The sequence below is a fragment of the Actinomyces sp. Z5 genome (assembly GCF_003287795.1).
Classification (GTDB): Bacteria; Actinomycetota; Actinomycetes; order Actinomycetales; family Actinomycetaceae; genus Actinomyces; species Actinomyces glycerinitolerans.
The window spans coordinates 1-15,030 of the sequence record NZ_QMIN01000012.1 but is presented as its reverse complement, the minus strand read 5'-3'; the positions used below and the strand labels follow the sequence as shown (position 1 = coordinate 15,030).

At 72.1% G+C, this 15,030-nt stretch carries 14 protein-coding genes; 9 read left to right on the top strand and 5 right to left on the bottom strand.

Annotated features, from left to right (window positions below):
- Positions 1-21: 21 nt before the first annotated feature.
- The 4 genes from DRB06_RS01135 to DRB06_RS01120 all read right to left on the bottom strand — a co-directional run bounded on the left by DRB06_RS01135 (position 22) and on the right by DRB06_RS01120 (position 5,166).
- Positions 22-1,182, bottom strand: a complete 1,161-nt coding sequence (locus DRB06_RS01135; protein ID WP_111818922.1) for an App1 family protein — start codon at positions 1,180-1,182, stop codon at positions 22-24.
- 110 nt (positions 1,183-1,292) lie between these two features.
- Complete coding sequence (locus DRB06_RS01130) at positions 1,293-2,555, bottom strand: glycosyltransferase 87 family protein (RefSeq protein WP_258522099.1); 1,263 nt, start codon at positions 2,553-2,555, stop codon at positions 1,293-1,295.
- 10 nt (positions 2,556-2,565) lie between these two features.
- Complete coding sequence (locus DRB06_RS01125) at positions 2,566-3,870, bottom strand: MFS transporter (RefSeq protein WP_108969039.1); 1,305 nt, start codon at positions 3,868-3,870, stop codon at positions 2,566-2,568.
- 63 nt (positions 3,871-3,933) lie between these two features.
- A complete protein-coding gene (locus DRB06_RS01120) occupies positions 3,934-5,166 on the bottom strand; it encodes a hypothetical protein (RefSeq protein WP_111818920.1) in 1,233 nt (410 codons plus the stop codon).
- A gap of 160 nt (positions 5,167-5,326) precedes the next feature.
- Between DRB06_RS01120 and DRB06_RS01115 the strand changes: the two genes are divergently transcribed.
- From DRB06_RS01115 to DRB06_RS01075, 9 genes are all read left to right on the top strand, one after another.
- A complete protein-coding gene (locus DRB06_RS01115) occupies positions 5,327-6,151 on the top strand; it encodes a PP2C family serine/threonine-protein phosphatase (RefSeq protein ID WP_111818919.1) in 825 nt (274 codons plus the stop codon).
- A gap of 5 nt (positions 6,152-6,156) precedes the next feature.
- A complete protein-coding gene (locus tag DRB06_RS01110; RefSeq protein WP_146750767.1) occupies positions 6,157-7,119 on the top strand; it encodes an FHA domain-containing protein in 963 nt (320 codons plus the stop codon).
- Between the two features lie 110 nt (positions 7,120-7,229).
- A complete protein-coding gene (locus DRB06_RS01105) occupies positions 7,230-8,078 on the top strand; it encodes a hypothetical protein (RefSeq protein WP_073328031.1) in 849 nt (282 codons plus the stop codon).
- 133 nt (positions 8,079-8,211) lie between these two features.
- On the top strand, positions 8,212-9,459 hold the full coding sequence (locus tag DRB06_RS01100) for a MoxR family ATPase (protein ID WP_108969033.1): 1,248 nt from the start codon (positions 8,212-8,214) through the stop codon (positions 9,457-9,459).
- 13 nt (positions 9,460-9,472) lie between these two features.
- Positions 9,473-10,468: a DUF58 domain-containing protein gene (locus DRB06_RS01095; protein ID WP_108969031.1), complete on the top strand. Its 996-nt coding sequence runs from the start codon at positions 9,473-9,475 to the stop codon at positions 10,466-10,468.
- Positions 10,469-10,470: 2 nt separating this feature from the next.
- On the top strand, positions 10,471-10,992 hold the full coding sequence (locus DRB06_RS01090; RefSeq protein ID WP_108969029.1) for an alpha-amylase: 522 nt from the start codon (positions 10,471-10,473) through the stop codon (positions 10,990-10,992).
- Positions 10,986-12,038, top strand: coding sequence for a VWA domain-containing protein (locus DRB06_RS01085; RefSeq protein WP_073328038.1), 1,053 nt, complete (start codon positions 10,986-10,988; stop codon positions 12,036-12,038). Before DRB06_RS01090 ends, DRB06_RS01085 begins: the two co-directional genes overlap by 7 nt.
- On the top strand, positions 12,035-13,117 hold the full coding sequence (locus DRB06_RS01080; RefSeq protein WP_083565462.1) for a VWA domain-containing protein: 1,083 nt from the start codon (positions 12,035-12,037) through the stop codon (positions 13,115-13,117). The genes DRB06_RS01085 and DRB06_RS01080 overlap by 4 nt, the downstream gene beginning before the upstream one ends.
- The gene (locus DRB06_RS01075) at positions 13,114-14,037 is read left to right on the top strand and encodes a tetratricopeptide repeat protein (protein ID WP_111818917.1); all 924 of its coding nucleotides are present in this window, start codon (positions 13,114-13,116) and stop codon (positions 14,035-14,037) included. Before DRB06_RS01080 ends, DRB06_RS01075 begins: the two co-directional genes overlap by 4 nt.
- 38 nt (positions 14,038-14,075) lie before the next feature.
- Here DRB06_RS01075 and DRB06_RS01070 read toward each other — a convergent pair whose 3' ends face one another.
- Complete coding sequence (locus tag DRB06_RS01070; protein WP_073328042.1) at positions 14,076-14,747, bottom strand: TetR/AcrR family transcriptional regulator; 672 nt, start codon at positions 14,745-14,747, stop codon at positions 14,076-14,078.
- Between the last annotated feature and the right edge of the window lie 283 nt (positions 14,748-15,030).

Genomic DNA, 15,030 nt, shown 5'->3' with positions numbered 1-15,030 from the left:
AACTCGTGTCGATGGCGAGGTTCAGCGCCGAGGCTGTACGGCGAGGGCCTCGGGGCGCAGGGCGCGCGCCAGTTCGAAGCCGTCGGCCCCCGCCGCCACCGGCACGCCGGATTCGGCCAGCGCCCGAACCTCCGGCGCCAGCCCCACCGGGTGGGTCAGCTGCGTGCCCGCGAGCACCTGCTCGGTCGGGGTGAGGCGCCGGATCGCCACCGCCGCCACCCGGTCGGAGTGCTCGCGTGCGACCTCCCCGTAGATCAGTGGGTCGTGCTGGCCGTCGTCTCCGACCAGCAGCCACTTCACCTCCGGCAGGTCGATCATGAGCCGACGCAGACCCGTGCGCTTGTGCTCGATGCCGCTGCGGAACAGGCCGGTGTTCGTGGGTCCCCAGTCGGTCATCAGCATGGGCCCCTGCGGGAAGCCGTTGCGTTCGAAGAAGGCGCGGTAGGTCGGCACCACGTTCCAGGCCCCGGTGGACAGGTAGATCACCGGCGTTCCCGGGTGCTCCTGCAGCACCTGCGTGAGCAGCTGCGCCATGCCCGGTACGGGTTCGCGCGAAGAGGTGTACTTGACCAGCTGGTTCCAGGCGGCCACGAACATGCGGGGCACGTGGGAGACCATGACCGTGTCGTCGATGTCGCACACGACGCCGAGCCGCGGTCCGGGGGCGACGACGAACACCCGTGTGGTCACGGGCTCCGTCCCCGTCGCCTCCAGGGTGGCGTCGTGCCAGCCGGGGGGCAGGCCGTGGCCGCGCACGACGACGTCGACGTACCCCTCCCGGTCGGCGCGGGTCTGTACGCTCGCGGCGCCGAGGTGGACGGTCACCGGCAGGTGCGGGACGGGCACGTCGATGAACATGCGCCAGCCGCGCTGTGCCTCCAGCAGGTTCTGCGCGGCCTGACGGCGCGCGTCGCGGGCCGTGGTCGGTAGCTGCTCGGGCAGACGTTGGAACAGGGGTCCCTCGCTGGGAGCGTTGGGTGGGCGCATGACCATGCGCGCCAGCACGCGCGCCATGTCACGCGATGGGGCGTCGGGGGCCGGGACTCCGCTGCGGTCAGGCGCGGCCGAGCCGTAGCCGTCGTAGGCGATCGCCCGCGGGCGCCAGCCGCGGCGCCGGAGCACGGGGATCGAGTCACGGTGGAACTGGTCCGCGGCGGCGCGGACGATGTCGGCAAACGGCACCCGTCCATTCTACGGACACCCCTACGGACAGCGGCGGGGACGGGACTGGGAGACGGCTGGGAGGACGCTGCGGGCTCTCCGCCCCGCCCCCTCGCCGAGGTCGGTCGAAGTTACGCACCGAGGTCGGTTGATGTTACGTGCCGAGGTCGGTTGATATGGCGACCGGCCGCACGCCACAGGACCACACCGGCGGCCAACGCCCACCACGTGTAGGACGAGCCCACCACCGTCGCCCAGAAGGGCCAGTCCTGCTCGACGTGGTTCTGCTCCGGGAACCACCACTGCATGGCCAGGCCGAACACCGCCGCGCCGGCGGCCGCGGTCGTCAGCAGCGACGGCGCCGCCCATGCCAGCCCCGCGGCCACGAGCCCCATGAGAGCGGGCAGGCACCACACCCAGTGGTGCGACCAGGAGATGGGGGAGAGCAGCAGGCCCAGCGTCATCGCCACCGCCGTCTGCAGCACCAGGACCACGCCGTCGGCCGGGGCGGGCGCACCATCAGCGGCCGGGCGCAGGCGATTCAGGCGCACCAGCAGCAGCCAGGCGGCGATGACGGCGGCCGCGGCCAGGACCGCCCAGACCACGTCCCAGGTCTGCGCCGGCAGCCAGCGCGCCACCAGCCCCTTGAGGTTCTGGTTACCGGAGTAGTCCGTGAAGCCCGCGCGGGAGGAGTCCCACATCGCCGAGAAGAAGAACTGCGCCGACTCGCTGGGCGAGGCCAGCCAGCTCAGCGCCGTCACCCCCAGGGCGGAGCCGACCATGGTGGCCGCTGCCCGCCACTCCCGCCGCGCCAGGAAGACGAGCACCGCGATCGCCGGGGTCAGTTTGAAGGCGGCGGCCAGTCCCGCCGGCACGCCCCGTAACCGGGAGGCGGGCGGAACCACCAGCAGGTCGAGCGCGACCAGCATCATGAGCACCGCATTGATCTGCCCGTACTCCATGGTCTTGGGGATCGGCTCCAGCACTATCACCGCGGCCAGTGCCAGCCACGGGGCGGCGCCCCATGCCACGCGGCGGCCCGCACCCAGGGCGTGCAGCACCGCCCACGCCGCCACCGCGGTGCACACCGGTGTGGCCACCACCAGCGCCACCTGGGTGGCCCGGTCCGACCACCAGGTCAGGGGCGTGAGTGCCCAGGCGGCGAACGGCGGGTAGGTGAAGGGCCACAGCTGCTGGTCGGGGTTGGCGTACCAGCCGTACAGGCTGCCGCCGGCGTGCCACTGGGCGACCGCGTGGTGGTAGATCCAGGCGTCGAGCTTGAAGGTGGCGGTGCCGTCCTTGCCCCACAGAGTCGGGTAGATGGACAGGGCCAATGCCGCCCAACCGATCAGGGCTGCGGCAGGGGAAGAGAGTGCGCGCTTGAGGGACTCCACGCCGGGCAGTCTAGGCCGGGTGCACCGGGAGGCCGGGGTCCGCGTCCGCCACCTGTGGGGAGGCCGGCAGGACGTGGTGCGGGCGGGCATGCCGCAGCGTGCGCAGCCCGGCCAGGCACATGACGACGGCGAGCCAGCCCATAGCCGCCACCAGCAGGTAGCCGCCGTGACTGCCGGCGGCGTCGATCGCATGACCGCCGAACATGGAACCCAGCGACACCCCGATGTTCATGGCGGTGCCGACCCAGGCCAGCCCCTCGGTGAGCTGAGAGGGCGCCACCGACACCTGGGTGATCGTGTTGCCGGTGGTGACCGTCGGGGCGATCGCCATGCCGGTAAGCGCCATCAGCACGCCCAACACCACCAGGTTCGGCGCGAACATGAGGGTCGAGGCGCCCACCGCCAGCGCCGTGGCGCCGAACAGGAACTGCTGCCACAGCGGCCGGTGCCACGAGCGCGAGCCGTACACGAGAGCCGCGGTGAACGAGCCCACGCCCCAGGCCGCCAGTACTACTCCCGATGCCGACTTCCTGCCGAGTTCGGTGGCGAAGGCGACGGCGGCGACGTCGTTGGCGCCGAACATGGCGCCGGAGGCCAGGAAGACGGCGATCACCGCGACGACGGCGCCGTGCCGCAGCACCGGCACGGTCGCCTGGCCCGACGTCGGCTCGGGCGCCGCGCCCGCCGATGCGCCTGCGCGCGCCTCCCGCCGACGACGGTGCGGCGTCGGCTCGGTGGCCCGCTGGGAGAAGAACCACAGCCCGCCGCCCAATTGCAGGGCGACCGCTGCGATCCAGCCGCTGGTGGGCGGCAGGGAGGTGCACAGCACCGTGGCCAGCACCGGACCGATGATGAACGCGACCTCGTCGAAGGCGGCCTCAAGGGAGAAGGCGGTGTGCACCTGTTCCGGGGTGGTCAGGATCGTCGTCCAGCGCGAACGCACCAGCGAGCCGAAGGACCCGGCCAGTAGCCCCGCCAGTGCCGACAGCACCAGCAGGACGCCCAGCGGGGCGTGGGCCTGCGCGGCGACCGCCAACCCGACCAGCGCAGCCGCCGAGCCGAGCATCGCCGGCAGCATGATCCGCGACTGCCCGTAGGCGTCGACGAGCCGCGCCAGCACGGGTGCCCCGACGGCGACGGCGACCACGTTCACGGCGGACACGGTTCCGGCCGCCGAGTAACTGCCGTAGAGCTCTTGGATCGCCAGGATGGTGGAGATGCCCACCATGGACATGGGGAAGCGGGCGAGCAGGCCCGCGATGGAGAAACCGAGTGCGCCGGGGCGGCGCAGGATGGTGGCGTAGGTCGAGGACATTCAGTTCTGAGAGTTGTGGATTGAAACGGAGGCCCGCCCTCGCGGCGGGTCGGGCGAGGCCGGTCAGCGGCTGGTGGTCTCGGCCTCGGAGCGCGACATGCGGAAACCGTTGCCGGACACCTGGCTCCAGCACTCGATCCCGGCCTCGGTGGAGGTGCAGGCGAAGGTGTCGTTCTTGGCCGACGCGCCATAGTTCAGCGAGGCGCCGGCGGCGGAGAAGGAGATGCCGCAACCGCCCTCGGCCTCATCGTCGGTGCCCACGCTCACCGTAAAGGCCTGAGCGTTGGAGTCGTTGCAGGAGCTGTCGGTGGGGACGAAGTCGTGGTCGTTGATGGTGCAGGAGACGGAGTCGTCGCCCAGCACGCAGCTGATGTTGCCCGACGGCGTGGTGAAGGCGGCCATCTCGATGGCATCGGCGGGGGCGGGCGCGGTCAGGTTCTGGGATGCGGTCGGGCTGGGCGACGGCGTGGACGACGGCGTCTCCTCGGCCTGCGTCGGCGTGGTGGCGGGCTCCTGCGGGGCCGCGGCCTGAGTGGTACTGGTGATCGGGGCGGGGTCCTCGCCGCCGTGGTTCGAGCTGAAGAACCACACCACCAGCGCGACCACGAGCACCAGGGCCACGGCGGCGAGGACCCACAGCCACCGGTTGCTGCTGCCCCGCTGCTCTTCCGCCTCGGGGGTGCCGACGCCGAAGACGCCCTGGTCGCCGGCCTGCGGCTGCTGGTTGGTGGGCTGGGCCTGCTGGTAGGCGGGCTGGGCCTGCTGGTAGGTGGGCTGGGGCTGCTGGTAGGCGGGCTGGGCGTAGGCCGGCTGCTGCGGCTGGGGCTGGTAGACCGCCTGCTGTGGGGGCTGCTGGTAGGCGAAGGCCGCGGTGGGTGCGGCCGCGTCCCGTGCGGCCTGGCGTCCCTCCATAATGGGGCGGCGCTCGGGAGTGACCGCACGTGTGACCTCGGGCTGGGAGATGGCCTGGGTCGGCGCTCCCGGGCGGGTCTGCGGGGCTTGCCCGCCGACCTGCGCGGCGGCGCCCGACTCATTCGCGGCGGCCTGCATTGCCGCCTGTGCCTGCTCCAGGCTCAGGGCCTGCGTGGTCGCGGCGGCATGGCGGCGGGCGAGCGCGGCGTCGACGGCGGGATCTCCCAGGCTGCCGAGCCACTCCAGGAGCGCCGGGTAGGTGCGCGGGTTCTCGGCGATGTAGGGGCGCAAGCCGGGGTAGTTGTTGGCGAGCTCGTGCAGGGTGGTGAGTTCCGCATTGGGGTCGCTTGCCCGTGCGACGAGGTCGTCCTGAGGCTGAGACATGCTGGATCCTTTGTGACTGCGTGGGCTCGGCCCGCGTATTTTCGCGGGCGGCCGGTGGGTGTCGGCACCCCGAGCCTACCTGAGAGCACAATTCGGCGGCTTGGCCGGTATCGTCTGGGACACGAGACCGCCCGCATTACCGCACTGCAAGGAGACGTCGATGCCCGAGGACAGCGAGTCATTCGACCCGGTTGAGCCCGACGACTCGGCGGATGCGGCGGCGGCCCTGGCGGCACCGCAGTCCCCGGACGACGCCGGGCCGCGGCCGAGCACCGTCGTCGGTGCGGCCACCGACGTCGGTCGCCTGCGCCGCGTCAACGAGGACGGCTACCTCGCCCTCGCGCCCGCCTTCATCGTGGTCGACGGCATGGGCGGGCATGCCTCCGGCCGGGCCGCCGCCCGCACCGCCCTGGGCGCACTGCTCCCACTGGCCGGGAGCCGCATCACCGATCGCGCCGACGTCGTCGCCGCCGTTCTCGCGGCCGGTGAGGCGGTGGCCGCGATCCCCTCGCAGGCGGCTAACCCGCCCGGTGCCACCATCGCCGGCGCCGTGCTCGCCGACCTGCCGGAGGGACGCACTTGGATCGTGTTCAACGTGGGCGACTCGCGCGTCTACCTGCTGCGCGACGACCTGTTGTCCCAGCTGTCCCACGACCACTCCCAGGTGCAGGAGTTGGTGGACGCCGGTCAGCTCACCCGTGCCGAGGCCCACATCGACTCGCGTCGCAACGTGGTCACTCGGGCGTTGGGCGCGGGCCTTAACCAGCCCGCCTACCCCGAGCTGCACCTGGTGGAGGCGCGCGCCGGCGACCGCATCCTGGTGTGCTCCGACGGCCTGAGCGACGAGCTCGACGACGACGCCCTGGCCACCGTGCTCGGCTCCGGCCTGGGGGCGCAGCGCACCGCGGAGGTGGCCGTGGCCGCCGCGCTCGAGGCCGGCGGGCACGACAACGTCACCGCCCTCGTGGTCGACCTGTCGGAGTAGCGGTCGTGAGCACGCAGACGGGCGCCGGGACGCAGGAGCTAACGGTGGTGGGCAGATACGGAACCGCCGTCCTGTCGGCCGGGGCGCCGCCGCAAGTGCGTCTGTGTGTGCTCGAGGCCCTGGGCGGGCCGCCCCGCACCGACGCCGCCTCTGACCCCGCCCCTGGAGAGACCGGGGTGTGGGTGGACCCGGACCGCGCGCCCCGGTCCGCGCCCCTGCCCGAGACCGGCGTGTGGGTGGACACTGCCGACGAGGCCGACGAGGCCGACGAGGCCGACGAGGCCGACGAGGCGGCCCTGCGCGCGCAGGAGGACCAGGAGGGCGCGGAACAGTTCGAGCCCGGCGCCGACTCTGGGCGCCGTCGTCGCGGCCGGCGGGTCGACTCGGCGGACATGCCGGCCCTCGCGCCCGCCTCGGCGGATACGGCGGATGCCGCCGCGTCACCCGATTCCGGCGCCGACGCCACCCAGACGCTGGGGGAGGCCACCATTGCGCTGGTGACGGAGGCGACGCCGCCTCTGGTCCGTGCCGTCATGTGTGCCGCCGGGCATCCCAACCCGCCCGACGCGGCAGCCTGCCAGGCCTGCGCCGCCCCGCTCACCGGTGAGATTCGGCAGGTGCCGCGGCCGGTGCTGGCGGTGCTGAGCCTGTCCACCGGGCAGGCCGTGCCGGTGCGCGGCGACGTCGTCGTCGGCCGGGCCCCGCAGGCACCGGCCGGGTCCGAGGCGAGTACCCAGCTGATCACTGTGCCCAGCCCCGCCCACTTCGTATCCCGCTCGCACCTGGAGGTGAGCGTGGCCGGTTGGAGCTTGCTGGCTCGTGATCTCGGCTCCGCCAACGGCACGGTGCTGGTGCGGGCAGGCATGCCACCGGTGCTGCTGGCAAGCACCCTGCCCACGCCGCTGATCGTCGGCGACCTGCTCGACGTCGGCGACGGCGTGACCTTGCGCGTCGATCCGCCGCTGTGACCTGCGACCGCTTTCACGGGTGAGATGCGTTCACGGCGAACAGTTGGCGCGCCCATCCGTTACGCTGTTGTTAGCCAAGCAGAGTCGATGCGCAGCGAGCGGAGGACCCCATGAGCGACCTGACCTGGACCGAACTGCCCGAGGTCGACCCCGACCGTCCCGACGAGCTCGTCCTCGACTTCTCCGGCGAGGTCTACCGCGTCGGCACCGATGAGATCTTCGTCATCGGCCGCGGCGGCGACCTGGACATCGACGACAACCCCTACCTGCACCGCCGCTTCCTGGTGCTGCGTCACGACTCCGGCCTGTGGTGGATCGCCAACGAGGGCTCACGCCTGTCCGCCACGCTCACCGACGGCGACGGGCTGGTGCAGTCCCGGCTCGCCCCCGGCGCCAGCATGCCGCTGGTGTTCTCCCGCGTCATTCTGACCTTCTCCGCCGGGCCCACGACCTACGAGATCGACCTGATCACCGCCGAGGCCGGGCGCTTCGCCGGCATCGACGGCCACAGCCCGAGCCCGCGCGGTCAGACCACCATCGGCGCCACCCCCATGACCCGCTCCCAGCGGCTGCTCGTCCTCGCGCTGGCCGAGCCCGTGCTCAAGCGGGCCGGCACCGGCTCGGCCGAGATCCCCTCCTCGGCCTCGGCGGCCGCCCGCCTGGGCTGGTCGCTGACCAAGTTCAACCGCAAACTCGACAACGTCTGCGAGAAGCTCGACCGGGTGGGCGTGCGCGGGCTGCGCGGCGGACGCGTCGGCGGCGTCGCCTCCAACCGGCGGGCCGCGCTGGTGGAGCACGCCGTGTCCACCCTGATGGTGACCGCCGAGGACCTGCCCCTGCTGGACGAGGAGTACCAGGCGAACCGGGTCGCCGCCGCACAGGCCGCGGCCGGAGCCGAGTCCCGCGTGGACACCGCCCCGGTGCCGCACGACTCGGGCCGCGATGCGGGGAACGCCTGACAGGCCCTGTGGGGAGTAGTACCCACCACAGTACTGGGAAACGGTCGGGGAGCTCGTGTAGCCTCCCCGTGACAATGTGCTTGCGGCGTGCCCTGTATGGGCCGATCGTCCGGGGCAGAGCCAGAGGAGATTCATGAGCAATCAGCCAAATCCGTCGGGAGTCGGCGCTGCAGGCGCGGGCAACGGCTCCTTCCCGCCGCCCATCCCCCCGGTCCCACAGCCCTCGGCCGCGCCGACGCCGGCTCCGGCGGCCGCGCCGCCCACCCGGTCCGGCACCGGGCGCCGCGCCCGCACGGCCGCCGTCGTCGCTTCCTCCCCGGACACCGACTACCCCAGCACCCAGTCCCTACCCTCATCCGCCGAACTCGAGCGCGAGGCCGAGCGGACCTCCCGCTCCAACGCCTCCCCGCGCGCCGACGTCGAACGCGCCGGCGAACTGTTGGGCCGCGTCAGCGACATCTTCTCCCAGCGGGTGGTCGGGCAGGAGCAGCTGCGCCTGGCCCTGGTCTCCAGCCTCATCGCCGGGGGACACATCCTCCTCGAATCCGTGCCCGGCCTGGCCAAGACCACGGCCGCCCAGACGCTGGCCGCCGCCGTCTCCGGCACCTTCCACCGCATCCAGTGCACCCCCGACCTGATGCCCAACGACATCGTCGGCACCCAGGTCCTCAACTACGCCACCGGCGAGATGACCACCCAGCTCGGCCCGGTCCACGCCAACATCGTGCTGCTGGACGAGATCAACCGCTCCAGCGCCAAGACCCAGTCGGCGATGCTGGAGGCCATGCAGGAGCGGCAGACCTCCATCGGCGGGGTCATCTACCCGCTGCCGCAGCCCTTCATGGTGATGGCCACCCAGAACCCCATCGAGGAGGAGGGCACCTACGTGCTGCCCGAGGCCCAGATGGACCGCTTCCTGATGAAGGAGGTGCTGACCTACCCCAAGCCGGCGGAGGAGGCCGACGTACTGGACCGCATCTCCAACGGCGCCTTCGAGGAACCCATCCGCAACCGCCCCATCTCCACCGAGGACGTGGAGTGGCTGGCCGGTGCGGTCGAGCGCGTCTATGTGGACCCGGTCATCAAGCAGTACATCGTCGCCCTGGTCAACACCTCCCGCGGCGGCGGGCCGCGCCCCGTTCCGGGGCTCGAGCGGCACGTGCGCGTGGGCGCCTCCCCACGCGGCGGCATCGCCCTGATGAAGATCGCCCAGGCGGTCGCCCTGCAGGCCGGCCGCACCTATGTGACCCCCGACGATGTGCGGCTGCTGCGCTACGGGGTACTGCGCCACCGCCTGGTGCTCACCTACGACGCCCTGGCCGATGACATCGCGCCGGAGTCCATCATCGACGCGATCTTCGCGGCCGTCCCCACCCCCTGAGCGGCACGACACCATGACCAGCGATCCGGTCTCCGCAAACGCGCCCGAGCCGACCTCCGCCCGACGGCGGTCCGGCTCCCGGGTGGCGCGCGTGCGCGGGCGCCTGTCCCTGCCCACCCTGCGCCGCTCCACCAGCCTGCTGGACGGGCGCCACCGTTCCGTGTTCGTCGGCCACGGCCAGGACTTCGACGACTTGTCCAACTACCGGCCCGGCGACGACGTCACCGACATCGACTGGAAGGCCTCCGCCCGCATCGGCCAGCCGGTCATCAAGCGCTACCAGCGCGAGTCCAACCTCCCGCTGGTGCTCGCCGTCGACACCGGCCGCACCATGGCCGCCCAGGCCCCCAGCGGGGAGGACAAGCGCGAGCTCGTCCTCGCCGTCGCCGAGGTCTTCGCCTATCTGGCCCGCCTGCGCGGCGACACCGTGGCCCTGGTCGCCGCCGACACCGCCCGCGTGGTCTCCCGCCCGCCGCGGGCCGGCAGTGAGCACACCGAGATGATCCTGTCCCTGGTTCAGCGCCAGCTGGACGCCCTCACCCGCGGCGACGAACTGGCCCCCGGCGCGCCCGGTCCGGCCCTGTCCACCCTGCTGGAACGCGTCGGCACCTGGCACCGCCGCCGCAGCCTGGTGGTGCTGATTACCGACACCTCCCACCCCGATGCCGGCAGCGACCCGGCCGTAACCGACCGGCTGCGGCGCCTGTCCGCCCAGCACGAGCTCATCGCCATCCAGATCGCCGACGACACCCCGCTCGCGCCCGGCCGGGGGCGGGCCCGCGACGTCGAACTGACCGGCGAGATTCCCGCATTCCTGCGGGAAGACGCCAAACTGGCGGCCGGTCTGGCCGCCACCGAGGGGGCCCGCCGCGCCGCCGTGACCGCATTGCTGGACGCCCGTCACATCGAGCACACCGCCATCCACTCCGACGCCACTTTGGTGGACTCCATCGCCTCCCTGCTGGCCCGTCAACGCCTGGCGTCCCGCCGGGGCGGGGGGAGGCGCTGAGCGTGCCAGTCAACTATCCCGTGCTGATGCCCGTGTGGCTGGTGATCGTCGGCGTGGTCGTCCTGATCGCGGCCGCCGCCGTCATCCTGCGCGCCTTCCTGGTCACCCGTCGCGACACCGCCCGCACCGTTGGAGACATCCCCATGGCCGCCTCCGAGCGCAGCCAGTGGGTGCGCCGCGTCGACGAAGCCGCCGCCCGCTACCGCAGTGGCGAACTGGACCTGCGCGGACTGCACCTGGAATTGGCCGGCGCCCTGCGCGGCTTCGCCACCGCCCGCAGCGGTGAGGACATCGTCTCCGCCACCGTCCTGGAGATCCTCGACATGGCCGACACCGCCGGCCCCCGCTCCATTCTCGAGCGGCTGCGGCGGGTGCGCGCCAGCCGCCGTCCCCTGGACACCAATCCCCTCGGGCATGTCGGCGAGCTACTGGCCGTGTGGGAGCAGCCCTCCTTCGACCGCGACCCCGACGCCGCCGCCGACGCCGCCATCGGCGAGGCCAAGGAGGTGGTCACCCGATGGTGATGCCCTGGTTGGTAGTGCTGATCGTCCTGGCCGCCATCGCGGTGGTCGCCCTGGCCGCCACCGGCCATCTGCCCGGCGGCAGGTCTGCGCGCCGCGGTGCCGCACCACGGCGAATCGCCAACTCCGCCGCCCTGCTGACCAGCGCCGCCCTGCGGGAGCGGCTCACCCGGCGGCGCCTGCTGTACGCCGGGATGGGGGCCGTCCTAGCGGTCAGCCTGGCCGCCTCCGCCGCCCTGGCCGGCAGGCCGGTGGAGCGCACCGTGCGCAATGAGTCCCTGGCGAGCCGTGACATCGTGCTGTGCCTGGACATCTCCACCTCCATGGTGACCACCGACTCCAAGATCCTGGACACCTTCGCGCAACTGCTGGACACCTTCGAGGGGGAGCGGGTGTCGCTGGTCGTCTGGAACACCACCGCGCAGACGATCGTGCCGCTCACCGACGACTACGACCTGCTGCGCGATCAGTTCAACGAGATCGCCGACGTGCTCGACTTCGTGCCCGTGCGCGGCAACCCCGCCCTGGAGCGCTACTACCAGACCTTCCCCGGCACCTTCTCCGAAGACGTGCTCGCCTCCTCCCTGGCGGGGGACGGGCTCGCCTCCTGCACGCTCGCCTTCGACAACCAGGTCTCCGACCGCTCCCGCTCCATCATCCTGGCCACCGACAACCAGATCATCGACCCCTACGAGCAGCAGATCTACTCCGTGTCCGAGGCGGCCGACCTGGCCCAGGAGGACTCCATCCGCCTGTTCTCCCTGTTCGGTGCCGACCCGGAACTGGCCGACCCGGACGTGTCCGGCAAGGACGTGGACGAGGCCCGCGAGGACCTGCGCGACATCACCACCGAGCACGACGGCCGCTTCTACGAGGTGGACGACGCCGACACCGCCGGCCAGATCGTCCAGGAGCTGGAGTCCGACCAGATCGACGAGCTGGACACCAACACGCAGGTGCGCGTCACCGACGTGCCCGAGCGGGCCGCCGCCCTGCTGTCGGTGTTCGTACTGGCCTTCCTGGCCGTGGCCGCATGGAGGCGCGCATGAGCCTGGTGCCCCTGTTCGGTTGGCCGTTGACGATCCTGGCGGCGCTCGTCGTCGTCGCCGCGCTGGCCGTCTCCGCCCGCTGGCTGCTGCGCGACGGCGCCGACCCGGGCGCCCGCACCACCTGGTGGCGGCGCGTGGCGCTGGGCGCGGTCATGGTGCTCATCCTGGCCGGTCCCAGCCTGGCCGCAACGGAGGCGGTGGCCGTATCCAACGTGGAGATCTACCTGGTGGTGGACCGTACCGGCTCCATGGCCGCCGAGGACTGGGCGGGCGGTCCCGATGCCGGCGGCGGCACCCGCCTGGACGGGGTGCGCGCCGACCTGACCGCCATTCGCGAGGCCTACCCCGACGCCCGCTTCAGCGTGATCGCCCTGGACTCCACGGCCGCCCGCGAGCTGCCGCTGACCCGCGACGTCAACGCCGTCGACGCCTGGATCGGTGCGCTGCAGCAGGAGATCACCGGCCGCTCCCACGGCTCCTCCCTGGAGCGCGCTCTGCCGCTGCTGGCCCAGACCCTCGTCGCGGCCGCCGACTCCAGTCCCGAGGACGCCCGGCTGGTGTACATCCTGTCCGACGGCGAGGCCACCGACGACGGTGCCGGCGCCGACGAGGCCGCGGCCGCCGGGATCAGTTGGGAACAACTGGCGGAAGTGGTCGACGGCGGCGCGGTGCTCGGGTACGGCACCGAGTCCGGCGGCTCCATGCGGGCCTTCGACGGCTCCGGGAGCGACAATGCCGACTACATCACCGACCCGGAGACCGGCGAGGCGGCCGTGTCCGTTCCCGACACCGCCGAATTGCAGTCCGTCGCCGACGCCCTGGGGATCACCTACCTGCAGCGCACCGGCAGTGACGACGACCCCACCAGCGCCTTCACCGATCAGGACGTCGAACAGGTTCTGTCCGACGGCCGCGAGCGCAGCCGCTACAGCCATTACATGATCTGGCCGTTGGGCGTGATCGCCGCCGGTCTGCTCATCTGGGAGGGTGTTGCCCTCATCCGCGCCGACCGGGCCCTGCAGGACCTGACCCGTCCCGCCGTCGGCACCCGACCGAGCCAGGCAGGAGGCCCCCGATGACTACCGCCGGCACCCCGGACCCCACCGGCCTGCCCGGCGGGAACGACGCCTTCCGCCCCGGCGCCCGTAGCGAGGCCGACGCCGCCGACTACGCCGTGCGCGTCGGCATCACCGACTCCGCCGACTCCGCCCCCGAGTCCCCCCATCACCGGCGGGCCCGGCTGGCGCGGCGCCGCCGCCTGCTGACCTGGCAGGGGATCCCGGCCACCGTCGTCGCCGTCGTCGGGGTGTGGATGCTGTCGGTGTGGGGACTGACCTTCGCCGGCAACCATGCGGTCGTGGACGGCAGCTACACCACCGCGATCGGCCGCTACCGGGCGGTGGAGCGCCTGAACCCGTGGCTGGAGCAGTGGCGCGTGCACTACAACCTGGGCACCGCCCAGCTGCTGGACGATCAGCTCGACACCGCGGTGAGCGAACTGGAGGAGGCACTGGGGACCGCCCCCGCCGCCGGCACCGTGCAGGTGAAGGACGACGAGGGCAACGTGGTCACGATCCTGGACCCGGAGTCGCCCGAGTGCCTGGTGCGGGTGAACCTTTACGTCACCCACCTGTCACTGGCCGCGCAGGCCGCGGAGGCGGATGACGCGGATACCTCGGAGGCGGAGCAGGACGCGGCCGTGGAGGCGGCCGGCGAGTGCGAGGTGCCGCCGCCCCCGCAGCCCGACCCACCGCAGCCCGACCCCAGCACGTCCTCTTCGGAACCGCCCACCGCCGAGCCGACGCCGTCGGACGGGTCCACGGGAACGCCCTCCGCGGAGCCGACCGCCACCGGGCAGGGGGATTCATCGGCGTCGCCGTCGCCGAGTCCTTCACCCTCGCCCACACCCACCGACGCCAAGCGCCAGAAACTTGAGGATCGCAACGGTGATGCCAATTCCACCACCGGATCCGGCGGCGGGTACGGACGTCAGTGGTGAGACGCCCGCAGCAGCAGTACTAGCAGGCCGGCGGGGCGTCAGCCGGCGGCGCGGGCGGGCCGGGGTGTCGGTTCGGTGGCGTGCGGGGGCCGCACCGCGGGAACGGCATGGTCCGGCGTTGGTGCCCCCACGGCGCGCAGCACGAAGGTGTCCAGGGCGTCGAGGTAGGCGGCGCGTGCACGCGGCTCGGTCGGTGCGGGGCGGCCGCCCAGCACGCAGGCGTGGATCAGCGGGATCACCAGCGCCGGGTCTTGGCGGGGGATGGCGCCGGCGTCCATCGCGTCGGACAGGATCTGGGTGAGCATCGTCGTCATTTGCTCGGCGTGGGCGTGCAGGCGACCGGCCGTGCTGCGGGAGACCGAGCGCGCCAGCGGGCCGGTGGCCGGGAAGTGATAGTGACGCTTGATCAGTGCCTGTTGGCGCACATAGACGCGCAGTCGGTCGATGGGGTCGGCGACGTTGCTCAGGGCCTGGGCGAGCTCCTTGGCGTAGCGGCCGGTCTCGTGCTCCATGAAGGCTAGGAGCAGGTCCTCCTTGTCCGTGAAGTGGTTGTACACGGCGGTGCGGCCGACGCCGGCGCGGGCGGCCACGTCGGACAGGGTGATTTTGTCGAAGGGCCGTTGGGCGAGCAGGTCGGACAGGGCGTCGAACAGGGCGCGGCGGGTGCGCTCGCGGTGTTCGGCGAGTGAGTTACCCATGATCTTCGGCATGAGGACACCCTAACCCTTAAGGTGACGGAGCGGCGAGAAGTGTCAGCAAGTGAGCTCTTGGCATTTGTGGGTGCCGTGAGCGGGCGGGTGACGGTCCGTGTGTTCCGCTGACGGTTCGGCGCCTTCGTCCGACGGATCGTGCGCTCGTCTGACGGTTCGTGCGTTCTGTTGACGGTTCGTGTGTTGCGGTCGGCGATTCGGCACTTCTTGCGACGGTTCGTACCTGTTATGTCTCAGGACATCGGTGACAGTTCTGTGTCAGGACATCGGTGACAGTTCGTGG